The 20753-nt window shown below is 66.7% G+C and carries 19 protein-coding genes and 1 riboswitch; of the genes, 9 read left to right on the forward strand and 10 right to left on the reverse strand.

All coding sequences use genetic code 11. The features are described 5' to 3' along the window. Positions 1–56: 56 nt before the first annotated feature. From AC6LJW_RS20485 to AC6LJW_RS20510, 6 genes are all read left to right on the forward strand, one after another. Positions 57–971 carry a DedA family protein/thiosulfate sulfurtransferase GlpE gene (locus AC6LJW_RS20485; protein ID WP_056565897.1) on the forward strand — a complete coding sequence of 305 codons (915 nt, stop codon included), beginning with the start codon at positions 57–59 and terminating at the stop codon, positions 969–971. A 110-nt stretch (positions 972–1081) separates the two neighbouring features. After that, positions 1082–2008, forward strand: a complete 927-nt coding sequence (gene panE / locus AC6LJW_RS20490; RefSeq protein WP_498088152.1) for a 2-dehydropantoate 2-reductase — start codon at positions 1082–1084, stop codon at positions 2006–2008. A gap of 258 nt (positions 2009–2266) precedes the next feature. Next, positions 2267–2878, forward strand: coding sequence for an NAD(P)-dependent oxidoreductase (locus tag AC6LJW_RS20495; RefSeq protein ID WP_056565891.1), 612 nt, complete (start codon positions 2267–2269; stop codon positions 2876–2878). A 63-nt stretch (positions 2879–2941) separates the two neighbouring features. Beyond that, positions 2942–3400 carry a nuclear transport factor 2 family protein gene (locus AC6LJW_RS20500; RefSeq protein ID WP_498088153.1) on the forward strand — a complete coding sequence of 153 codons (459 nt, stop codon included), beginning with the start codon at positions 2942–2944 and terminating at the stop codon, positions 3398–3400. After that, complete coding sequence (locus AC6LJW_RS20505; protein ID WP_082578917.1) at positions 3401–3970, forward strand: flavin reductase family protein; 570 nt, start codon at positions 3401–3403, stop codon at positions 3968–3970. 5 nt (positions 3971–3975) lie between these two features. Next, positions 3976–4482, forward strand: coding sequence for a nucleoside 2-deoxyribosyltransferase (locus tag AC6LJW_RS20510; RefSeq protein WP_056565885.1), 507 nt, complete (start codon positions 3976–3978; stop codon positions 4480–4482). Positions 4483–4492: 10 nt separating this feature from the next. Here the strand turns inward: AC6LJW_RS20510 and AC6LJW_RS20515 are convergent, their stop codons facing one another. From AC6LJW_RS20515 to AC6LJW_RS20525, 3 genes are all read right to left on the reverse strand, one after another. Further along, positions 4493–5188, reverse strand: a complete 696-nt coding sequence (locus AC6LJW_RS20515; protein WP_498088154.1) for a TetR/AcrR family transcriptional regulator — start codon at positions 5186–5188, stop codon at positions 4493–4495. A gap of 206 nt (positions 5189–5394) precedes the next feature. Next, complete coding sequence (ribB, locus tag AC6LJW_RS20520) at positions 5395–6114, reverse strand: 3,4-dihydroxy-2-butanone-4-phosphate synthase (RefSeq protein WP_056565879.1); 720 nt, start codon at positions 6112–6114, stop codon at positions 5395–5397. Positions 6115–6227: 113 nt separating this feature from the next. Further along, positions 6228–6378: riboswitch (FMN riboswitch) on the reverse strand. Positions 6379–6488: 110 nt separating this feature from the next. Next, entirely contained in the window at positions 6489–7031 is a 543-nt protein-coding gene (locus AC6LJW_RS20525; protein ID WP_056565876.1) for an SET domain-containing protein, read from the reverse strand. Between the two features lie 107 nt (positions 7032–7138). Here AC6LJW_RS20525 and AC6LJW_RS20530 point away from each other — a divergent pair, with 107 nt between their 5' ends. After that, positions 7139–8059, forward strand: a complete 921-nt coding sequence (locus tag AC6LJW_RS20530) for a bestrophin family protein (RefSeq protein ID WP_056565873.1) — start codon at positions 7139–7141, stop codon at positions 8057–8059. 36 nt (positions 8060–8095) lie between these two features. Here AC6LJW_RS20530 and AC6LJW_RS20535 read toward each other — a convergent pair whose 3' ends face one another. After that, entirely contained in the window at positions 8096–8572 is a 477-nt protein-coding gene (locus AC6LJW_RS20535) for an Lrp/AsnC family transcriptional regulator (RefSeq protein WP_056565870.1), read from the reverse strand. 93 nt (positions 8573–8665) lie between these two features. On the opposite strand from AC6LJW_RS20535, the gene ilvB reads away from it, so the two are divergent. Beyond that, positions 8666–10486 carry a biosynthetic-type acetolactate synthase large subunit gene (gene ilvB / locus AC6LJW_RS20540; protein WP_498088155.1) on the forward strand — a complete coding sequence of 607 codons (1821 nt, stop codon included), beginning with the start codon at positions 8666–8668 and terminating at the stop codon, positions 10484–10486. A gap of 351 nt (positions 10487–10837) precedes the next feature. On the opposite strand, the gene AC6LJW_RS20545 is transcribed toward ilvB, so the two are convergent. The 5 genes from AC6LJW_RS20545 to AC6LJW_RS20565 all read right to left on the reverse strand — a co-directional run bounded on the left by AC6LJW_RS20545 (position 10838) and on the right by AC6LJW_RS20565 (position 17097). Beyond that, positions 10838–11617 carry an SDR family oxidoreductase gene (locus AC6LJW_RS20545; protein WP_498088156.1) on the reverse strand — a complete coding sequence of 260 codons (780 nt, stop codon included), beginning with the start codon at positions 11615–11617 and terminating at the stop codon, positions 10838–10840. Positions 11618–11630: 13 nt separating this feature from the next. After that, positions 11631–12485, reverse strand: a complete 855-nt coding sequence (locus tag AC6LJW_RS20550; RefSeq protein WP_056565864.1) for an ABC transporter permease — start codon at positions 12483–12485, stop codon at positions 11631–11633. 13 nt (positions 12486–12498) lie between these two features. Beyond that, on the reverse strand, positions 12499–13269 hold the full coding sequence (locus AC6LJW_RS20555; RefSeq protein ID WP_199778220.1) for an ABC transporter ATP-binding protein: 771 nt from the start codon (positions 13267–13269) through the stop codon (positions 12499–12501). Next, the gene (locus AC6LJW_RS20560; protein ID WP_056565859.1) at positions 13269–14327 is read right to left on the reverse strand and encodes an ABC transporter substrate-binding protein; all 1059 of its coding nucleotides are present in this window, start codon (positions 14325–14327) and stop codon (positions 13269–13271) included. The genes AC6LJW_RS20555 and AC6LJW_RS20560 overlap by 1 nt, the downstream gene beginning before the upstream one ends. Before the next feature lie 118 nt (positions 14328–14445). Next, positions 14446–17097, reverse strand: a complete 2652-nt coding sequence (locus AC6LJW_RS20565; RefSeq protein ID WP_498088157.1) for a DNA topoisomerase III — start codon at positions 17095–17097, stop codon at positions 14446–14448. A 62-nt stretch (positions 17098–17159) separates the two neighbouring features. On the opposite strand from AC6LJW_RS20565, the gene AC6LJW_RS20570 reads away from it, so the two are divergent. Then, the gene (locus AC6LJW_RS20570) at positions 17160–19784 is read left to right on the forward strand and encodes a GDYXXLXY domain-containing protein (RefSeq protein ID WP_498088158.1); all 2625 of its coding nucleotides are present in this window, start codon (positions 17160–17162) and stop codon (positions 19782–19784) included. Between the two features lie 60 nt (positions 19785–19844). On the opposite strand, the gene gluQRS is transcribed toward AC6LJW_RS20570, so the two are convergent. Beyond that, positions 19845–20723 carry a tRNA glutamyl-Q(34) synthetase GluQRS gene (gene gluQRS, locus AC6LJW_RS20575; RefSeq protein WP_056565851.1) on the reverse strand — a complete coding sequence of 293 codons (879 nt, stop codon included), beginning with the start codon at positions 20721–20723 and terminating at the stop codon, positions 19845–19847. Positions 20724–20753: the final 30 nt, after the last annotated feature.

Consider the following 20753-nt stretch of genomic DNA (forward strand, 5'->3'; position numbering starts at 1 on the left):
CGCACCTAAAATTGCGCCGATGAGCCGCGCCCGCGCGCGGCAAGCTGGAAATCCCAATGCAAGATATTCAATTGCTGCTCGAACAGTACGGCGGGTGGCTCGTGTTCGCCAACGTCCTCATCGAGCAGGCCGGCCTGCCGGTGCCCGCCTATCCCATGATGATCGCCGCCGGCGCGCTGGCCGGCGCCGCCGGCTGGCTTGTGCCGCTGCTGGCCGCCACCGCCGCGTGCATCATTGCCGACAGCCTCTGGTACTGGGCGGGGCGGCGTTACGGGTCGCGCCTGCTGGGCGTGGTCTGCAAGCTGTCGCTGTCGCAGGACTCGTGCATCCGCCAGACGCAGCGCCTGTACCTGCGCATCGGCGTGCGCGCGCTGCTGGTGTGCAAGTTCCTGCCGGGCGCGGGCGCGCTGTCCACCGTCATGGCCGGGCTGACCAACACGCCTTACCGCCGCTTCTTCCTCTATGACCTGGCCGGCGCGTTGATCTGGGTGGGATCGGCCCTGCTGCTGGGCGGCCTGTTCCACAGCGTCATCAATGACGTGCTGGACATCCTGGGCACCTACGGCCCGATGGGGCTGGCGGTGCTGGCGGCCGTGCTGGCGCTCTACATCGTGGCGCGCTTTCTGCGGCGCAAGATCCTGCTGCGCAGCCTGCGCGTCATTCCGCGTCTGTCGGTCGACGAGCTGATGCAATGGCGCCAGAACGGCCGCGAGGCGCTGGTCTTCGACGTGCGGCCCGAGGCGCAGCGCGATGCCGCACGCATTCCGGGCGCCGTGGCCGTGGACCTGAAACAGCCACTGCCCGCGCTGGATCCCGGCGCGATCGATTCCGACATCGTGGTCTATTGCGCGTGCCCGAACGAAGTGTCGGCCGCCCTGCTCGCCTCGCGGCTGCGCGCGGCCGGCTACCGCAAGATCTGGGCGTTGCGCGGCGGCTACGAGGCCTGGGTGGAGCGCGAACAGCAGGCCTGAAGCGTCCAGCGCATGATCCTTTGGCCGCAGCGGGTGCGCGGCGCCGTGGCCCGGGCGCATAATGCCCGCATCGGCCCGCGCCTGACGCGGGCAGCCAACAGGAGACAGGCATGCGGTTGTTGTTCTTGGGCGCCGGCGGCACCGGCGGATACTTTGGCGGACGCGCGGCGCAAGCCGGCGCGGACGTGACGTTCCTGGTGCGCGAGCCGCGTGCCGCGCGCATCCGCGAACACGGGCTGCGCATCCAGAGCCCGCTGGGTGACGCCACGCTGCACCCCAAGCTGGTCACGCAGCAGACGTTGCAAGAGAGCTATGACGTCGTCGTGCTGTCCTGCAAGGCCTATGACCTGGACAGCGCCATCGAGGCCATCCGCCCCGCCGTGGGACCGGACACAGCGGTGCTGCCCATCATGAACGGCGTGCTGCAGTACGACGTGCTGGACCGCGAGTTCGAGCCGCATCGCGTGCTGGGCGGCCTGTGCCAGATCAACGCCACGCTCGGCCCCGAAGGCGAAGTCGTCCACCTGGGCAAGCATGCCAACCTGGTGTTCGGCGAACGCGCCGGTCCCGCCCGCAGCGAGCGTTGCGTGGCGCTGGAGCAGGCGCTGGCGGGCGGCGAATACGTCAGCCGCCTCAGCGAAAACATCTACCAGGACATCTGGGAAAAATACGTCATGCTGACGACGCTGGCCGCCGCCACGTGTCTGATGCGCGGCTCGGTGGGCGAGATCGCGTCCACCGACGATGGCGTGGACTTCCTGCTCGGTCTGCTGCAGGAATCGCAGGCGGTGGCCGCGGCTTCGGGCCACACCGTGCGGCCGGAGGCCGATGCCACCGTGCGCAAGCTGCTGGCGGACCGCACCCAGCCCATGACCGCCTCCATGTTCCGCGACCTGCGCCAGGGCTTGCCCGTCGAGGCGGACCACATCGTCGGCGACATGGTCCGCCGCGCCCGCACGCTGGGCGTGGATGCCACGTATCTGCGCGTCGCGTATTCGCACCTGCAGGTCTATCAGGCGCAACGCGCCGCCCGCTGATCGCGGGGGCGGCCCCTGTTCAAGCGGGGCTGCCGGGCGCACACTGATTGGGCGTGCCGCCGCTGCGTGCACGTCCGGGTCAAACCTCCCGCCCCCCGCTCACGCCGGATTGGTGCACGGATTGCAAAAAACTCTTCCTCATTGACGGGTTTTTCGTTCGGATTTGACCGAATAGTATGGCTTTGCCTTGAGCCGGAGCGTGTTCCACCGCAATCGTGCGGCGGCTGTTCCCGGCCCATTCCTCCCAGGAGCAAGACCATGAAAATCGCATTGATCGGCATTACCGGACGCGTGGGTTCGCGCGTGGCAGACGAATTGCTCAAGCGCGGCCATCAGGTGACGGGCATCGCCCGCAACCCGGCCGAGGTCAACGAGCAGCCCGGCCTGACCGTCCGCCAGGGCGACGCCACCGATCCCGAAGGGCTGACCCCGATCCTGGCCGGCCATGACGCCGTCATCAGCGCCACGCGTTTCGTGTCCACCGATGCCAAGCCGCTTCTGACCGCCGTGAAGAACGCCGGCGTGCCGCGACTGCTGGTGGTAGGCGGCGCCGGTAGCCTGCTGGTCGCACCCGGCAAGATGCTCATCGACACCCCCGAATTTCCCGATGCCTACAAGCCCGAGGCCCGTGCGGGCGTCGTGTTCCTGGACACGCTGCGCCAGGAAAAGGTGCTGAACTGGACCTTCCTGTCGCCGTCCGCCATCTTCGAACCGGGCGAGCGCACCGCGACGTTCCGCGTGGGCGACGACCACCTCTTGGCCGACGACGACGGCAAGAGCTGGATTTCGATGGAAGACTACGCGATCGCCCTGGCCGACGAGGTCGAGACGCCGCAGCATTCGCGTCGCCGTTATACCGTCGGATACTGATCCTCGGCCGCGTTTGTTTGTAAACTGGCAGGCCGCCAGCCGGCGTCATCTGAGTAGTCCTGTATGCGTATGAAGTGGAAATCCTTGGCCGTCTGTCTGCTGGTTGCCTCCAGTTGTGTGGCGGCTGCGCCGGCGCTTGCGGCCGCGCCGCAGTCGAACAAGGAAATCGCCGTTGCGTTCTTCCGCATGATGTTCCAGGACCGCGATGTCGACGAGGCAGTGCGCCGGTATGTCGGCCCCAACTACACCCAGCACAATCCGTACATGCAGGACGGCGTCGGGCCGATGGTCGACTTTTTTCCGCGCTACTTCGAGCAGCATCCGCAGGCCATCGTCGAGATCAAGCGCGTCATCGCCGAGGGCGACCTCGTCATGATCCACAACCTGTGGCGCGATTCGCCGGAAGACCGCGGCCAGGCCGTGGTCGATATCTTCCGCGTCCAGGACGGCAAGATCGTCGAACACTGGGACGTCAGCCAGGAAATCCCCGAGAATCCCGCCAACAAGAACGGCATGTTCTAGGTGTCCATGATCGAACCCGTTGACCTGCCCCGCGCCTATCTCCTTCTGAACCACGGCCCGACCGTGCTGGTCACCAGCGCGCACGGCGACGCCCGCAACGTGATGGCCGCGGCCTGGGCCATGCCGCTGGACTTCAGTCCGCCCAAGATGCTGGTCGTGGTCGACAAGAACACCTGGACGCGTGAACTCATCGAAGCGTCGGGCGAGTTCGCATTGTGCATCCCGTCACGCGCGCAGGCGCGCGCCACGATGGTGGTGGGATCGCAGTCCGGGCGCGACGACGACAAGTTCCAGGCCAGCGGCCTGACGACATTTCCCGCCAGCAAGATCGGCGCACCGCTCATCGAAGGGTGCCTGGGCTGGCTGGAATGCAAGGTCATTGCCGAGCCGCACAACCAGCAGGCCTACGATCTCTTCATCGGCGAGGTCGTGGCCGCATGGGCGGCGCCAGACGTGTTTTCCGGCAACCGCTGGCACTTTCCAGACGACGAGCGCCGGTCGGTGCACTACTTGGCCGGCGGCTCCTTCTTCGCCACCGGCGAAGCCTTCAACGTCGCCGATCCGGAGTAAGGGCCATGCGCAGTGTGTACCTGGCGGGTTTCGATGTCTTTCTGCCTGATGCCGTGGCGCACGGCGAACGGCTCAAGACCCTGTGCGCCACCTATGGTTTCGAGGGCGTGTTTCCGCTGGACAACGCCGCGCCGCCGGAACTCGCCGGGCAGGCGCTTGCGGAATGGATCTATCGCGCGAACGTCGCGCTGATCCGCCGCGCCGACATGGTGATGGCGAACCTGAATCCGTTTCGCGGCGCCGAGCCCGATTCGGGCACGGCCTTTGAAGTGGGCTACGCCATCGCCTGCGGCAAGCCCGTGTGGGGCTACACCGGCCAGGCCGGCTCGCTGATCGATCAGGTGGCGGTGGGGGCGGCGGCTGACGACGGTGTGTCGCGCATGGTCGACGCGCAGGGCCACACCGTCGAGGATTTCGGGTTGAACCTGAACCTGATGCTGGCATGCAGCGCGCGCATCGTGACGGGCGGCCCAGCGGACTGCCTGGCCAGGATGGCGCGCGAGCGCGCCTGAACACCGGCCGCTAGGCGCGCGCTGGCTTGGCCGTCTTGGCCGTTTTTACTGCCGCCTTGACCGCCTTGCTCACCTTGCCCGGCGCGGCGCTTCCGGACGCGCCCAGGTATCCCATCACCGCATCGACCACCGCGCCCTCCAATTGCTTGGGCGTGAAGCCCGCGGGCGGCTTCAGTGCGGCTGCATGCACCAGCGACTCCATGATCCGCAGCACCACATAGGTCGCCAGATCCCGGTCCGCCTGCGCGATCTCGGCGCGGTGCAGTTCAAGCAGATGCCGCATGCGGCGGTGGATGTCCTGGTCCGCGCGGCTGTGCTCGTGCGGTTGGTCGAACAGCGGAAACTCTCTTTCCAGCACGCGGTGCAGCGCGGGCTCCAACAGATGCGCGTGCAACATGGCCTGCACGATCGCGGCCACGCGCTCGCGCAGCGTGGCCGCCGGGTTGCCGTTCAGCACGTCGTCGATCACGTCCAGCATCTGGTTGTCGTGCCGGTCGTGCAGCGCGGCGATCAGCGCGTTCTTGTTCGGAAAGTACTGGTAGAGCGAGCCCACGCTCACGCCCGCCGTTTCCGCGATCAGATTGGTGTTGGTGCCGGCATACCCGTGCGCGGCCAAAACGCGAGCCGTGGCCTGAAGAATGGTGTCGACGGTGTGCTGGGATCTGAGCTGGCGCGGCGATTTCCGGGGCTGGGGAATGGCGGTCATGAGTCTGGCAAAAGGCGAGTATCAAACGTGAGCAATGGCTCATGGAATGTGCGGCAGGCGATTGCAGGCCAACGGGCCGTGGTCCGGCGGCGCCGCAGCCAGGCGGCCCACCGCAACGCGCTGCAACGCTTCGCGCGAATTATGCCATTCGCTCATGCACGCGATGGCCGCGCCCGCGACTGCCGCGGGCGCAACCTTGCCAGCGCTCAGACAGTAGCTGCCATCTCCAGCACCTCGTCGTCGATCGCTTCGGCCTGACCATCCTTCAACTTTTGCAGATGGTCGGCCAGTTCCGCGATGGTCAGCGCCACCAGCCCATGCTCGGCGGCGTAGCGATCCAACGCCGCGCCGCGCATCATCGTGCCGTCGGCATTCATCAGTTCGCACAGCACGCCCGCCGGGCGCATGCCGGCCAGCACGGCCAGATCCACCGAGCCTTCGGTGTGGCCACGGCGCGTCAGCACGCCGCCCGGTTGGGCGCGCAGCGGAAACACGTGGCCGGGGCTGACGATGTCATCGGGCTGCGCCGACGGCGAGATGGCGGCGCGGATCGTGGTGACGCGGTCGACGGCGGACACGCCGGTGCTCACGCCTTCGCGCGCCTCGATCGACACGGTGAAGGCCGTGGCAAAGCGGCTCTGGTTGCGTTGGACCATCGGCGGCAATTCCAGGCGATCCAGCGTGTCGCCGGGCAGGCATAAGCAGACGATGCCGCTGCCGTCGCGGATGAGTTGCGCCATGACGGGCACGGTCAGCTTGTCGGCCGCGACGATCAGGTCCGCTTCGTTCTCGCGGTCGAAGTCGTCCATGAGGATGACGGGACGGCCCAGGCGCAGGTGATGCAGCGCGCGCGACAGGCGCACGGCAAAGGGCTGCGAAGCCAGGCTGGGGATGGGGGACTGCTGGGTGAAGGCAACGTTGGACATTGAAACGCTCTCGCAAAAGGATGGGGCGAAAAACGTTTCAGGGCTAATCGACAGCCGAACGCAACGCGGCCAGGCAAGGCGCAAACGCGCCCGGCGCAGCCGAGTATGTGCCGGCACATCTTCTCTCATCCGGACTATGACCGTCGGCCCTGGCATCTCACCAGGTCTGCTGACCCCGGCCAAAGCATGGCCGGGCGCTCGCGGGCTCGCCACATTGCATGGCATACCGCCGGTGGGGAATTGCACCCCGCCCTGAAGACGTACTGCATGTCGTGTTAACGACCGGTCGATTGTACGCCTGTCCGCAGAGCGGGGCTGAATATGCTTATTGCGGTTGTGGTCTTGGGAAATGGGGCGACGGGCCCCGTTTTCCGTCAGGCGGCCTTGGCGGCCTTCGACGCATCGGCCTTCTTGGCATTGGGCGTGGCGTCCTTCTTGGCCTTCTTCGCGGGCAGCGCCAGCATCGTGCCGCGGCAAGGCGGAGTGCCGCAGAGGCACTTGTAGCCCTCTTTCAGCGCCTTCGTGATGCGGTCGTCCAGGACCAGGCCGTAGTCGTACGACAGTTCCGTGCCGCGCGGAATGTCCTGCAGCGCCACGATGTAGACGCGCTTGCCGTGCTTGCCTTCCTGCGCCTCGCAGTTGGGCTGGCAGGAATGGTTGATCCAGCGCGCGTCGTTGCCTTCGTCGCCGCCGTCGATGACGCGGCCGGTGCTGAGCGCAAAGAAGAACGTGTGGAAGGGATCGTCCGGATTGGTCGGGTGGCGGCGGTCGGCTTCCTTGGCACTGATGCGCGTGCCGCCGTACTCGATGATGCGCGTACCTGCCGGAATCTTGCGGGCGGCGAAGACGCCGTTGCCGTGCAGCTTGGAGCGGCGGACGACATGCCAGGGCTTGATCGGGGTGTCTTCGTTGGTCATTGAGAATCGAGTGTGGCGGTGAGACGAAACAGAATTATATCGGCGGCTTTATTGCGCGATGACAGGCGTATAGTGAGCGCCGCCTTGTCCCTTGCTTGATATTCATCATGATCGTCCGTCCGCGGCCCTCCGCGCTGGCTTTGTTCTTTGTACTGCGCGGTTCCATCATCCCGCGCATCCTCAGCAGGATCATCGTCATCACGGTGCTCTCCTGCGTGGTGGTGTGGATGTACCACCGCCAGTTCTTCTCGCCCGCGCACCTGACCGCGGTGCCGTTCTCGCTTTTCGGCCTGGCCCTGTCCGTCTTCATGGGCTTTCGCAACAACGTCTGCTATGACCGCTGGTGGGAAGCCCGCAAGCAGTGGGGCGACCTCGTTGTGCAGGCGCGCAGCCTGGCGCGCGAAAGCGCGGTGCTGCTGGCGGCCAGCACCGCCAATCCCGTGCAGGAACGGCTGGTGCGGCGCTGCATCGGTTTTGCCTACGGCCTGGCGGCGCGGCTGCGCGGGCAGGACATGGTCGAGGCGGTGCGCCCGTGGGTGCAGCAGGACGAGCTCGACACGCTGGCCGGCTGCCGCAACGTGCCCGATGCGCTGCTCATGTCCATCAACCGTGACCTGGCGGTGTGTCTGCGGCGTGGTGAACTGACTGACATCCTGTACCAGGGCCTGACCCAGCGCGTGGCGCAGTGCGCCGCGATCCAGGCGGCCTGCGAGCGCATCAAGTTCACGCCCTGTCCGTTCGCGTATTCCTTGTTGCTGCACCGCACGGCGTGGCTCTTCTGCCTGCTGCTGCCCTTCGGCCTGGTGGGCACGCTGGAGTTTCTGACGCCGCTTGCGGTGACCATCGTCGCCTACACCTTCTTCGGCCTGGACGCGCTGGGCGACGAGCTGGAGGATCCATTTGGTGCCGACGAGAACGACCTGCCGCTGTCGGCGCTGGCCCGCGTGATCGAGATCGACCTGCTCGAAGGCTTGGGCGTGCGGCCCCTGCCGGAACCGGCGGAGCCGGTGGACTACGTGCTGCGCTAAGGACGTTGGCATGCTGGCCGTGGCGCCTGCGCCGGCCTACGCCGCCAGCCCGGGCCCCGTCAGCGGCAGCTTGGTCTCCTTCAGCCGGCGCAGCACGAAGCAGGACTTGCTGTGCCGGATGCCGGGGATGCGGTAGAGTTGTTCGCGCAGCAATCGCTCGTAGTCGCGGGTGTCGCGCACGGCGATGCGGATGTAATAGTCGTAGTCGCCCGACACCAGAAACGCCTCCAGCACCTCCGGGATTTGCGCCAGTGCGCGCCCGAATTCGTACAGCGTCTCTTCGCTGTGGCTTTCCAGCGTCACGTGGACAATGACCGTATCCATGAAGCCCAGGCTGGCCGGATCGATGTCCACCGTGTAACCGCGGATGACCCCGGCGCTTTCCATGCGCTTGATGCGGTTCCAGCACGGCGTGGACGACAAACCGACCGCCGCGCCGATGTCGTTCAGGCTGGCGCGCGCGTTGTCCTGCAGCACCTTCAAAATGGCCAAGTCGAACTTGTCGAGGTTCATTTTCTTTGATTCCTCCAAATCAAAGATGAATTTACTCCGTTCGCCTGCTATCCGTGGAAAAGAAGATAAAAATTCTTCGGATCTACCAATAAGATGGATAGCATGAACGATCGCCTGCACCCCACCGCCGCCGCCGCGCTTGCCGCCACCGAAACCGCCCCTGAAAACGGGGCGAAGATTTTGCTCGACACGCTGATTGCGCACGGTGTCGACACGGTCTTCGGGTATCCGGGCGGGGCGGTCCTGCCCCTGTACGACGCCCTGTACGCCGAGCCGCGGCTGCGCCACGTGCTGGTGCGCCACGAGCAGGCCGCCGTGCATGCCGCCGAGGGCTATGCCCGCACCACCGGCCGCACGGGCGTGGTGTTCGTGACTTCCGGCCCCGGCATGGCGAACACGACCTCGGGCCTCCTGGACGCCATGTGCGATTCGATCCCGGTGCTGTGCATCAGCGGTCAGGTGGCCACGGCGGCCATCGGCACCGACGCCTTCCAGGAATGCGACGCCATCGGCATCTCGCGTTCCGTCACCAAGTGGAACACCCAGATCCGTGCGGTGGACGACGTGGCCAGCGTGACGGCCCGTGCGTTTGAACTGACGCGCCAGGGCCGCCCCGGCCCGGTGCTGGTGGACTTTCCCAAGGACGTGCAGCTTGCCGTGCCGCGCGACAGCGATGGCCTGGACGCGCCGTCGCAGCACAAGCTGGCCGCGCTGCGCGCGCGCCGCCAGTCCGGCAAGCTGGCGGCCAAGCTGCCGCAGTCGGCCGTGCGCCGCGCCGCCGCGCTGATCGCGCAGGCCAAGCGGCCCATCTTCTACGGCGGCGGCGGCCTGGTGAACGCTGGCCCCGAGGCCTGCGAGGCGTTCACGGATCTGGTGCGCCACACCGGCGCGCCCTGCACGCTGACGCTGATGGGCCTGGGCGCCTTCCCCGCGTCCGACCCGCAATTCGTGGGCATGCTGGGCATGCACGGCACGGTCGAGGCCAATCTCGCCATGCACAACTCGGATCTCGTCGTCTGCATCGGCGCGCGCTTTGACGACCGCATCACCGGCAAGCTGTCGGAGTTCTGCCCGCACGCCCGCAAGATCCATATCGACATCGACCCCGCCTCGATCAACAAGGTCGTGCGCGTGGATGTGGCGCTGGTTGGCGACTGCCTGCCGCTGGTGCGCGCGCTGCGCGCCGAGCTGGGCGACACGCCGCTGGAGGCCGCGCGCCTGGCGCCCTGGTTCAAGCGCATCGACGCCTGGCGCGCGCAGGACTGCCTGGGCTATACCCCCGCGCCCGACGCCATCCTGCCGCAACACCTGATGTCGCGCCTGAACGCCGCGCTGGCGGATCGCGATGCCATCGTGTCGACGGACGTGGGTCAGCATCAGATGTGGGCCGCGCAATACCTGCGCTTTGACCGGCCGAACCGCTGGCTGACGTCGGGCGGTGCAGGCACCATGGGCTACGGCGTGCCCGCCGCCATCGGCGCGCAGGTCGCGCATCCGGACAAGACCGTGGTCTGCGTCAGCGGCGACGCGTCGGTGCTGATGAACATCCAGGAACTGTCCACCGCGATGCAGCATGAGACGCCCGTGAAGGTCGTGCTGTGCAATAACGGCTACATGGGCATGGTGCGTCAATGGCAGGAACTGATCCACGGCGGCCGCTACAGCCACAGCTACAACGCGTCCTTGCCGGACTTCGTGGCGCTGGCACGCGCTTTCGGCTGGGGGGCGGCACGTGTGGATGACCCCGCCAAGCTGGATGCGGCGCTGGCCGAATGCCTGGCGCATGACGGCCCGTATTTCCTGGACGTGGCGGTCACGGCGCAGGAAAACTGCTTCCCGATGATGCCTGCGGGGCATGGTCACCAGAAGATGATGCTGGCCGAAGGTGTCTGGTATCAGGACGAGACGACCTGAGAACTTGCCGGAGCGGGTGTCTGCCAACGTAGGTGTCTGACACCCGCTGAGACGCTGCTGCAGGCTGGAGATCATCTTCCCAGGGTGTCAGACACCGCTGAACAAGTCGGTGTCAGACACCCATGACACGGCCGCGTCATATGCAGAGCTGCTCATGCGGGTGTCAGACACCTGGCGGCGGCTCCACGCGATCCTCCTTGCCTAGAGGTATCTGACCCCCGTCGAGCCGTTGCGCTTCCCTAGGTGTCTGACACCCGCTGAGACGCTGCTGCAGGCTGGAGATCATCTCCCCAGGGTGTCAGACACCGGCGCCAGCGCGCTTCATGACGATTTCAGACACCCGCACCGTCTTCAAAACTGAATCGACAGCCCGCCGTCCACCACCAGCACGTGGCCATTCACATACGACGCCGCAGGCGAAGCCAGGAACACCGCCGCGCCCGCGATTTCCTCCGGCTCTCCCCAGCGACCCGTCGGATTGCGTGCAGCCACGCGCGGCCCGAACTGCGGGTCCGCGACCATCTCCGCATTGGTCTCCGTGGCAAACGTCCCCGGCGCGATGGCGTTGCTGGTGATGTGATGCCCGCCGAACTCCGCCGCCAGCGCCCGCACCATGCCGGTCAGGCCCTGTTTGGCTGCGGGATACACCGCATCGCCCGCGCGCGCCAGTTCGCCCACCACTGAGGTAATCGCGATCAGCCGCCCGCCGCCCTGGCGCATCATGCGCTCGGCCGCGAACTTGGCCAGCAGCATGCCGGCCACCAGATCCGTATCGATCAGCTCGCGGATTTCAGCCGGGGTAGTGTCGCGCAGCGTCTTGCGATTGCGCGCGCCCACGTTGTTCACCAGAATGTCCAGGCGCTCGTGCTCGCTGTCGATGCGTTCGAAGGCCTCTGCCATCGCCGCGTCGTTGCTCACATCGAACGGCAGCGGATGCGCGTCCAGTCCCGCGCCGGTGAGTTCAGCCACCGCCGCGTTGACCGCGTCGGTATTGCGGCCGTTGATCAGCACGCGCGCGCCGCAGCCGGCCAGCGCCCGTGCGATGCAAAAGCCCAGCCCGCGGGCCGAGCCGGTCACCAGCGCCACCTGTCCCGTCAGGTCGAAATTGCGCAGATATGGAAGTGTCTTCATCAATGGGCCTCGCTCATTCCCGGAACTCCGGCGCCCAGTGCAGGAGCCGCCGTTCAATCCACGTCACACAATAAACCAGCGCGATGCCGACGATCGACAGCAGCGTCACCGCCGCGAACATGTCGGTGGCGTTCAGTGTCGCCAGCGCGGTGATCATCAGGTAGCCCATGCCCGTGGTCGATCCCACGAACTCGGCCAGCACCACGCCGATCAGCGCGAAGCTGATGGCATTGGGCAGCGCGGCGAACGTCCACGCCGCCGCCGTCGGAATACGCACGCGCCACAGGATCTGGCGCGGCGAGCCGCCCAGCGTGCGGCAGAAGTCGACCAGTTCCCGTTCCACGCTGCGCCCGCCCTTGTAGGTGTTGAAGAACACCAGAAAGAACACGACGAACCACGACGTGACCACCTTGGACGCCAGCCCAAGCCCGAAGAACATCGTGATGAGCGGCACGAACGCGATCCGCGGCATGGAGTTGAACGCCACGATGAACGGGTTGAACACGTCGGCCAGAAAGCGGCTGCGGCTGAGCGTCATGCCCACCACGAAGCCGCTGCCCACGCCCACGACCAGACCAACAAGAGTGGCCTGCAGCGTCAGCCAAAGATGCGGCCAGACCGAGCGCGGCCCGGGCTGCAGCCATTCCCACAGGCGCACGGCCACGCGCGAGGGCTGGCTGATGAAAAAGGGATCGAAGAGCGTGTTCTGGGTGAACCACGGGATGCGCGTCAGCGTTTCCCACGAGCCCAGGATGACGGCAAGGATCAGGACCTGCCACAAGGTGATGCGCACACGGCGCGCGACGGCGGCGCGGCGGTCCAGGCGTAGCTGGTCCTGCAGGGAGTCGGCGGTATCAATCGAGGTCATGACGCGTATCGGTTCAGGCGGCGGCGCGGAACTGCTGGCCCAGCACGCTCCAGAGGCTTTGCACATGGGAGACGAACTGCGGCGTTTCGCGCAGCGTGAAGACGTCGCGCGGATGCGGGATCTGAATGCGCTCGTCCAGCAGCACGCGGCTGGGCGGGCCAGACAGCACCACCACGCGATCGGACAGCAGGATGGCTTCGTCCAGATCGTGGGTGACCATCACGATGGTCTGGCCCAGCTTGCGCCAGATCTCCATCAGCTCGCGATGCAGGTGCGTTTTGGTATGCGTGTCCAGCGCGCCGAAGGGCTCGTCCAGCAGCAGGATGCGCGGCTCGACCGCCAGGCTCATCAGCAGCGCCACGCGCCGCCGCATGCCGCCGGACAACTGATGCGGAAAGGCGTCGGCGAAGGCGCTCAGGTGGCCGAGTTCCAGCAGTTCGGCGACACGCTTTGCGATGCGGTCGGCCGGCACGCCCTGAAACTTCAAACCCAGCGCCACGTTCTTCCTGACGCTGAACCACGGCAGCAGCGTGTCCTTCTGGAAGATGTAGCCCAGCGCCGGCGGCACCTGCCCATCCACCACACGCCCGTCCACCGTGATGGTGCCCGTGGTGGGACGCAGAAATCCCGCCATCATGTTCAGCAGCGTGCTCTTGCCGCAGCCTGACGGCCCGACGATGGACACGAATTCGCCCTCGTTGATGGTCAGGCTGACCTCGCCGACGGCGTGTGTCGTGCCTTGGCGCGACTGGTACGCCTTGCCTACCTTGTCCAGCGTGATCATCAAAGGCCCCGGGCTTTTCGCACGAAGCTCATGTTCACGCACTTGGCGTAGGGCACGGTCTTGATTTCTTCATTCGAGAATTGGCGGCCGTCGCCCATGATGGCCGTCATGCGGTTGTACGCGTCCTCGGTGATGATGTTGTCCTTCAGGAACACCGTCTCCTTGTAGACGCCCAGCGTCTTCTCGATGGCGGCGCGCGGGAAGGCGCTCAGGTAATCGTCGTAGATCACGTCCGTGATGGCGGCTGCGCTGTTGGCCGTGATGAAGTCCTGCGCCTTGACCATCGCAGTCACAAAGGCCTGCACGACCTCGGGGCGCTTCTGAATGGTGTCCTGCAGCGTCAGCGCCGCGATGCCCGGCACGTCGCCGCCCATGAACTCGTTCCACGACGCTTCCGTGGTGGCATCGAAGATCGGCACGCCCCAGCCTTCCTGGCGCGCCTGCTCCATCATCGACATGGTGGCCATGCTGGCGGCGACCGAGCCGGTCTTGAGCGCGCCCAGCATCGTTGCCAGATCGCCCAGGGGGCGGATGTCGACCTTGTCGGCCACACCGGCCTTCTGCATCAGGTACAGCGCCATCAGCCACGTGCTGGACTGCGGCTGCGTCGCGCCGACGCGCTTGCCCGCCAAGTCCTTCATCGACTTGATCTTGCCGCTTTCAAAGTCTTCGCGGCGCACGATGACATTGGCATACGTCAGCTTGCGGTCAAAGCCGAACACCAGCGCGGCGGGCTTGCCCGCGATGGTCAGCGCGGGCGCGGCGGTGGCCGCCGTGGCGCCGAACACGATCTGGCCGGCGGCCAGCAGCTGGTTGGTGCGCGGGCCGCTCTGCGAATTCAGGTACTCGACCTCCAGCCCGCCTTCTCCGAAGAAGCCCTTCTTCAGCGCCACGTAGCCGGCCGCGAAAAAGGGGTCGATGCTGCCCTGGCCGTACACGACCTTGCCCAGCTTGGGCTGTGCGAAAACGACGCGCCCGTTGAGCAGGCTGATGCCGGCAAAGGCGGACGCGGCAGCCAGCACGCGGCGGCGGGTGGTGAAGTCGGAGCTACGGGTCATGTCGTCCTCGAAGTGTCTGGGTTGCAGCTGTTTGGCGTCAACAATACCCCAGCGATTGCTGCCCAACAATGGAAAACGCCCGGTTTCCCGGGCGTTCGGTCGTACGGCGCAGCGCGGATTACGCGGCGGTCTTCTTCGGCGCAGCCTTTTTCACGGCCTTCTTGGCGGCGGTCTTGGTGGCCGTTTTGGTTGCCGTCTTAGTGGCCGTTTTGGTAGCCGTCTTGGCAGCCGCCTTCTTGGCCGGCGCCTTCTTCGCAGCCGTCTTGGCCGCTGTCTTGGTCGCCGTCTTGGCCGGCGCACGCGCGCGGCCCGGCTTCTCGGGACGGGGCTCGAACTCGAATCCCACCTTGCCGTCGGGCTGACGCACCAGGAACGCCTTGAACTTGCGATTCGTGCGGCTGGAGACGAAGCCGTCCAGCAGATCGGTGCGGCCGTTGGTCAGCAGCTTTTCCATCTGCTCGCGCGAGATCTCCTGCTGCAGGATGACCTTGCCCGACCGGAAATCGCACGACTTCTCGGGACCGACGGACTTTTCGCAGACGTAGCTCATGCCGTGCTCGAACACGCGCGACTGGCATTTCGGGCATGGACCCACCGGCGTGTGGCCGGAGAAGTCCACCGCTTCGTTGTCGTCTTCGTCGTTCTGGCCGAAGTCGAACTCCAGCTTGTACTCATCGCTGATGCGCAGAATGGCCGCAAACGGCCGGCCCATCTTGCTGATGAAGCCTTGCAGCGGACCGATCTCGCGCTTGGCCAGCAGTTCTTCGACTTCCGGCAGCTCGAACGTGCGGCCGCCCGGGTGCTTGCCGATCGAGAAGTCGCAGGCCGTGCAGGCAAAGCGGCGGTAGTTTTCCTTGACCACCGCGCCGCACTTGGGGCACGGCGTGGTCAGCGTGGCGTAGTCGCCCGGCACCGTGTCGCGCTCGTATTCCTTGGCGCGCTTGACGATGACCTGCGTCATCTGCGCGATCTCGCGCATGAAGGCCTCGCGGCCCAGTCCGCCCTGCTCGATCTGCTTGAGCTTGTGCTCCCATTCGCCGGTGAGTTCGGGCGAGGTCAGTTCGGCCACATCCAGGCCCGACAGCAGCGTCATCAGCTGGCGCGCCTTGGCGGTGGGCACCAGATCGCGGCCTTCGCGGCGCAGGTAGCTTTCGTTGAGCAGGCCTTCGATGATGGCCGCGCGCGTGGCCGGGGTGCCCAGGCCGCGCTCGGACATGGCCTCGCGCAGTTCCTCGTCGTCCACCAGCTTGCCGGCGCCTTCCATGGCCGACAGCAGCGTGCCTTCGTTAAAGCGCGCCGGCGGCTTGGTCGACAGGCCGACGGCTTCGATGTCTTCCGTGCGCACGGTCTCGCCGTCCGCCACCGGCACCAGGTTGGCGTCTTCGCCCTGGGCTTCCTTGCCGTACACGGCCAGCCAGCCCGGATTGACCAGCACCTTGCCGTCCGTGCGGAAGCGATGCCCCTGCACTTCGGTCAGGCGCGTCGTGACGCGGTATTCCGCAGCGGGGAAGAACACCGCCAGGAAGCGCTTGAGCACCAGGTCGTAGAGCTTGGCTTCGGCTTCGCTCAGGTCGTGCGGGATCTGCAGCGTGGGGATGATCGCAAAGTGATCCGACACCTTCTTGTTGTCGAAGATGCGGCGGTTCGGCTTGACCCACTGCTGGCTGACGACAGTGTCGGCATGGCGCGACAGGCCGCCCACGGCGTTGGAACCGCCCTTGGCCAGCGCGCGCATGGTCTCCTGCACCGTGCTGATGTAATCCTCGGGCAGGTAGCGCGAATCGGTACGCGGATAGGTCAGCGCCTTGTGGCGTTCGTACAGCGTCTGCGCGAGCGACAGCGTGGTCTTGGCCGAGAAGCCGAAGCGGCCGTTGGCCTCGCGCTGCAGCGACGTCAGGTCGTACAGGGCCGGCGACATCTGGCTCGACGGCTTGGATTCTTCGGTCACGCTGCCGGGCTGCTCGCGGCAGGCGGCCACCACGCTTTGCGCGGCGGCGGCCGACCACAGGCGCGATTCGCGCTTTTCGGGATCTTTGTCGTCTTTCTTGAATTGCGGGTCGATCCAGCGGCCTTCGTACAGGCCGGCGGCCGCGACGAAGGTGGCGCGCACTTCCCAGTAATCGCGCGGCACGAAGCGGCGGATGCGCTCTTCGCGTTCGGCCACGATGGCCAGCGTGGGCGTCTGCACCCGGCCGACCGGTGTCTTGAAGAAGCCGCCGTCCTTGCTGTTGAAGGCGGTCATGGCGCGCGTGCCGTTGATGCCGACCAGCCAGTCGGCTTCGGCGCGCGAGCGCGCCGCCGCTTCCAGCGGCTTCATCTGCGTATCGTCGCGCAGGTTGGCGAAGGCCTCGCGGATGGCGGCCTGGGTCATCGACTGCAACCACAGGCGCTGAATCGGCTTCTTCACGCCCGCGTATTGAACGATGTAGCGGAAGATCAGTTCGCCTTCACGTCCCGCGTCACAGGCGTTGATGATGGCGTCCACGTCCTTGCGCTTGGCCAGGCGGACAAGCAGCTTCAGACGTTCGGCGGACTTCTTGTCGGTCGGGCCCAATTCGAACGCGGGCGGAATCACGGGCAGGTGCGTGAAGCTCCACTTTCCCTTGACCGGATCGTTGGGCGCGACCAAGCTGAGCAAATGGCCGATGCTGGAAGCGAGAACGTAACGTTCGCTTTCAAAATAGTCGCCCTCGCGCGCAAAGCCTCCCAAGGCGCGTGATATATCAAGGGCCACCGAGGGCTTCTCGGCAATAATCAGCGTTTTATTCATGTGTATCCAGTGGCGGTAGTCCCGCCGTATCAGCGCGGATAATAAGATCGGAGATTCGCCAGATGCAAGTCGGCACTGAAAGACAAGCGGGATCCGAACTGCACGCTTGGCGTCAATTTTTGTCGCGAAGCACCTTGTGGCTAGGGGTTTTGCTGCTAGGCAGCGCCGCCGTCTGCTGGGTTGCCGCCAATTGGCAGGACATGACAAAAATGCAGCGCTTTGCCGGTGTGCAGGGTCTTCTGGCCGTGTGCGCGCTGGCCGCCGCGTGGTCCGGATTGCGCTTGCGCGCCCGGCCCGGGGTGCGACGCAGCATACCTGGCGCGCTGCTGGCGCTGGCCGGCATTCTGCTCGGCGCCCTGCTCGCGCTATTGGGTCAAACATATCAGACGGGTGCCGATACCTGGGAATTGTTCGCCTGGTGGGCAGTGCTGCTGCTGCCATGGGCGCTTGCCGCGGGCAGCCAGGCGGTGTGGCTGCTGTGGGCGCTGGTGCTCAATCTTGCGGCCGCGCTGTGGCTGGGCGAACGCGTCTTCACCTGGCTGATGATCTTCGGCGGCCCGGGCCTGCCCAGCCTCGTCATGGCCGCCCTGAACCTGCTGATGCTGTTTGGCTGGGAAATGGCCGCGCGCCGCTGGCGCGCCAGCACGGTCTTCGGACCGCGCATCCTGGCCGCCATCGCGATCAGCGTGCTGGTCCTGGCCCTGATGTTCGGCGATTCCATCGTCGGCGGCCTGGGCACCTACAACGGCGTTGCGTGGGTCGCCGCCACGCTGGGCCTGGGTCTTTACTATCAGCGCGGCCGGCGCGATCTCGTCATCCTGGCCATGCTGGCTGCCGGCGTCATCTGCGTGTCGCTGCGGGTGGTGGGCGAATGGCTGTGGCGGCTGGAGCCCGGCGTGTGGGCGGCGCTGCCGCTGGCCGCACTGCTCATGGCCGAGGCCGTCGTGGCCGCCCGCTGGCTGCGTGGCCTCAGCAACGAAGCGCCTGTCCCCATACCCGCCGCTGACGCCGAACCTGCCGGCGCGTCGGCAGGCAATGCCGTGGACCCCGCCGACTCCAGCGCGCCCGTCGCGCAGCTTGCCCCCGCCGCCGTGCCGCGCGCCGAGCCCCCCTGGTACGTGCAGTGCCTGCTGGGCTTGTCCGCCTGGCTGGCCACTCTGCTCCTGCTGCTGTTCGTCGCGTTTTCCAATCTGATCACTACCGAAGGCGGCGCGCTGGTCGCCGGGCTGGTGCTGTGCGCCGCGGGCGTGGCGGTGCTGCGCAGCGACGCCGGTCCATTCTGGCGGCAATGCGGCACGGCCATGGCCTTCACGGGGCAGATCCTCATCATTTTCGGGCTGTCCGATTCGACCTCGTTCGCCAGCGCCAGCTTCTTCGTGCTGCTGATGGCGGCCGCGGTCTATGCGCTGGGTCCCGACGTGATCCTGCGGTTCCTAAGCGGCCTCTTGATCGCCCTGGCCAGCGCCGCGTTGATCTGGCGCGGCCTGTCGCCCGACCTCATGCAGGAAGACCTGATGGACGCGTGGATCCGCTTCGACGCGACCCGTGCCACCTTCCTCTGGTTGCCCATCGGCGTGATCGGCGCGTGGGCCACCGCCGTCATCCTTACCGTCAGCCACCGCGTGGGCGCGCGGCGCGGCCATGCGCTGCAGCCGCTGGCGTGGGCCTTCCTGCTTTCCGTGCAGGGCATGGTCTGGCTGGCGAGCGGCATCTCCGTCATTGAATTGCCCGCCATCTGGCAGTTGGCGCCGCGAACCGCTGTGCTGATCGTCGCGGGCGCGCTGCTGCCCGTGGCCGCCGCGCTGGCCGTCCTGTGGCCGCGCCGCCGCCTGCTGACGGGGGGCGTCACATGGGGCGTGCCGATCGGTCTGCTGCTGCTGGCGCTGTTCTGGCTGCCCAGTCCGGGCGTTGGATTCGCCCTGACCTGGCTGCTGCTGGGCTTCGGCCTGAACCAGTCGCGCGTCATGATCTTTGGCGCGGCCAGCTTGCTGGCTTACCTGGGCGTCTATTACTACCAGTTGGAGCTGCCGCTGCTGCAAAAGGCGCTGTGGCTCAGCGGCGCGGCGGTCCTGCTGTTCGTGCTGCGGGCCGCGGTGTGGCTGGTGCCGCGCCTGATGCGCACGCAGACGCCCGCGCAGCTGCGCCCGATGCCACCGGTGTCCCCCGCCCTGCGCTGGCGCACGGCGGCCATCCTGGGCGGTCTGGCGCTGGTGCTTGCGGCGGCCAACTTTGGCATCTGGGAGCGCGAGAAGCTGTTGGCCTCGGGCAAGGTGGTCATTCTTGAGCTGGCCCCGGTCGATCCGCGTTCGCTCATGCAGGGCGACTACATGGCGCTGAATTTCGCGGCCGGACGCGAGGTGACCCGCCTGCGGCTGGGCGGCGACCGCCCCGACGTGGACGGCGTCATGGGGTACGAGCCCGACGGCTACGTGATGCTGACCCAGGACGCGCGCGGCGTCGCGCAAGCCGTGCGCATCCAATCCGACGTGCATCCGCACGCTGAAACCGAAGTGCCGCTGCGCTATCGCGTCCGCGGCAATGGCGTGCGCATCGTGACCAATGCGTGGTTCTTCCCGGAAGGCGAAGCGGCGCGTTATGAGGTTGCGCGTTTCGGCGAACTGCGCGTGGCCGACGACGGGGAAGCGTTGCTGGTGCGAATGCTGGGGGCGGATCTGCAGCCCTTGTAAACGGCCCGGCCGGCTCAGGCCGGCGGGGCATGCAGTCCGCGAATCGTGCGGACGCCGGAATCAGCCCGGAAACCGCGCAGCCCAGCGCGCGGTGGCGTCCTGCAGGAATGACGCGACATCCGCAGCGGGCAGCGGCGCAAATCCCAATGCCGCCCACGCGGCTTGCAGGGTCGGCAGGGGCGCGCGGGTATCGATCGCCGGGGCCCCATTCTGCTTGGACAGCTTCAAACCGCTGGCGGGATCAAGTATCAACGGCACGTGCAGGTAGCGCAACGGCGGCAATCCCAAGAGGCGCCCCAGCACGCGCTGACGCGCCGTGGAACTGAGCAGGTCGGCCCCGCGCACCACATCCGTCACGCCCTGCACGGCATCGTCCACCACGACAGCCAACTGATACGCCCACAACCCATCGGCCCGCCGCAGGGCAAAATCCCCGACGGCCTGCGCCACATCCTGCTCCTGCGGCCCGAGCCAGCGGTCGTCAAAGTGTTCCACGCCTTCGGGCACGCGCAACCGCCACGCCCGCGCCTCACGCCCGGGCGGCAGACCGTGGCGGCAGGTGCCGGGATAAGGTCTTTCGCCATCGGCGCCCGGTGCGGTCTGGCCGCGCAGCGCAGAATCCGCAATTTCGCGCCGCGTGCAGCCGCAGCCATAGATCAGGCCCTGCGCGGCAAGCGCGTCGAACGCGGCCTGGTAGGCCTCGTTTCGTTGAGACTGCCAGACGATCTCACCGTCCCAGACAAGCCCTAGCGCCTGCAACTGCCCCATGATGACGTCCGCCGCGCCCGCCACCGTGCGGGGCGTGTCCACGTCTTCAATGCGCAGCAGCCAGCGCCCGCGCTGCGCGCGCGCGTCCAGCCAGCTTGCCAGCGCGGTCGCCAGCGAGCCCGCATGCAGCGGTCCGCTGGGACTGGGAGCGAAGCGGCCAACGTAATTCAAGGGGACGTAGACAAGACTTCAGCCCGCACG

The sequence above is a fragment of the Achromobacter sp. 1012554356 genome (assembly GCF_059760815.1).

Excerpts from the sequence above, each read along its gene's own strand:
- panE (WP_498088152.1), top strand. The coding sequence starts at position 1,082 with ATGCGGTTGTTGTTCTTGGGCGCCGGCGGCACCGGCGGATACTTTGGC.
- AC6LJW_RS20560 (WP_056565859.1), bottom strand. The coding sequence starts at position 14,327 with ATGACCCGTAGCTCCGACTTCACCACCCGCCGCCGCGTGCTGGCTGCC.
- AC6LJW_RS20495 (WP_056565891.1), top strand. The coding sequence starts at position 2,267 with ATGAAAATCGCATTGATCGGCATTACCGGACGCGTGGGTTCGCGCGTG.
- AC6LJW_RS20570 (WP_498088158.1), top strand. The coding sequence starts at position 17,160 with ATGCAAGTCGGCACTGAAAGACAAGCGGGATCCGAACTGCACGCTTGG.
- AC6LJW_RS20515 (WP_498088154.1), bottom strand. The coding sequence starts at position 5,188 with ATGACCGCCATTCCCCAGCCCCGGAAATCGCCGCGCCAGCTCAGATCC.
- AC6LJW_RS20485 (WP_056565897.1), top strand. The coding sequence starts at position 57 with ATGCAAGATATTCAATTGCTGCTCGAACAGTACGGCGGGTGGCTCGTG.
- AC6LJW_RS20500 (WP_498088153.1), top strand. The coding sequence starts at position 2,942 with ATGCGTATGAAGTGGAAATCCTTGGCCGTCTGTCTGCTGGTTGCCTCC.
- AC6LJW_RS20555 (WP_199778220.1), bottom strand. The coding sequence starts at position 13,269 with ATGATCACGCTGGACAAGGTAGGCAAGGCGTACCAGTCGCGCCAAGGC.
- AC6LJW_RS20510 (WP_056565885.1), top strand. The coding sequence starts at position 3,976 with ATGCGCAGTGTGTACCTGGCGGGTTTCGATGTCTTTCTGCCTGATGCC.
- AC6LJW_RS20565 (WP_498088157.1), bottom strand. The coding sequence starts at position 17,097 with ATGAATAAAACGCTGATTATTGCCGAGAAGCCCTCGGTGGCCCTTGAT.
- ilvB (WP_498088155.1), top strand. The coding sequence starts at position 8,666 with ATGGATAGCATGAACGATCGCCTGCACCCCACCGCCGCCGCCGCGCTT.
- AC6LJW_RS20550 (WP_056565864.1), bottom strand. The coding sequence starts at position 12,485 with ATGACCTCGATTGATACCGCCGACTCCCTGCAGGACCAGCTACGCCTG.
- AC6LJW_RS20530 (WP_056565873.1), top strand. The coding sequence starts at position 7,139 with ATGATCGTCCGTCCGCGGCCCTCCGCGCTGGCTTTGTTCTTTGTACTG.
- AC6LJW_RS20535 (WP_056565870.1), bottom strand. The coding sequence starts at position 8,572 with ATGAACCTCGACAAGTTCGACTTGGCCATTTTGAAGGTGCTGCAGGAC.
- ribB (WP_056565879.1), bottom strand. The coding sequence starts at position 6,114 with ATGTCCAACGTTGCCTTCACCCAGCAGTCCCCCATCCCCAGCCTGGCT.
- AC6LJW_RS20545 (WP_498088156.1), bottom strand. The coding sequence starts at position 11,617 with ATGAAGACACTTCCATATCTGCGCAATTTCGACCTGACGGGACAGGTG.
- AC6LJW_RS20525 (WP_056565876.1), bottom strand. The coding sequence starts at position 7,031 with ATGACCAACGAAGACACCCCGATCAAGCCCTGGCATGTCGTCCGCCGC.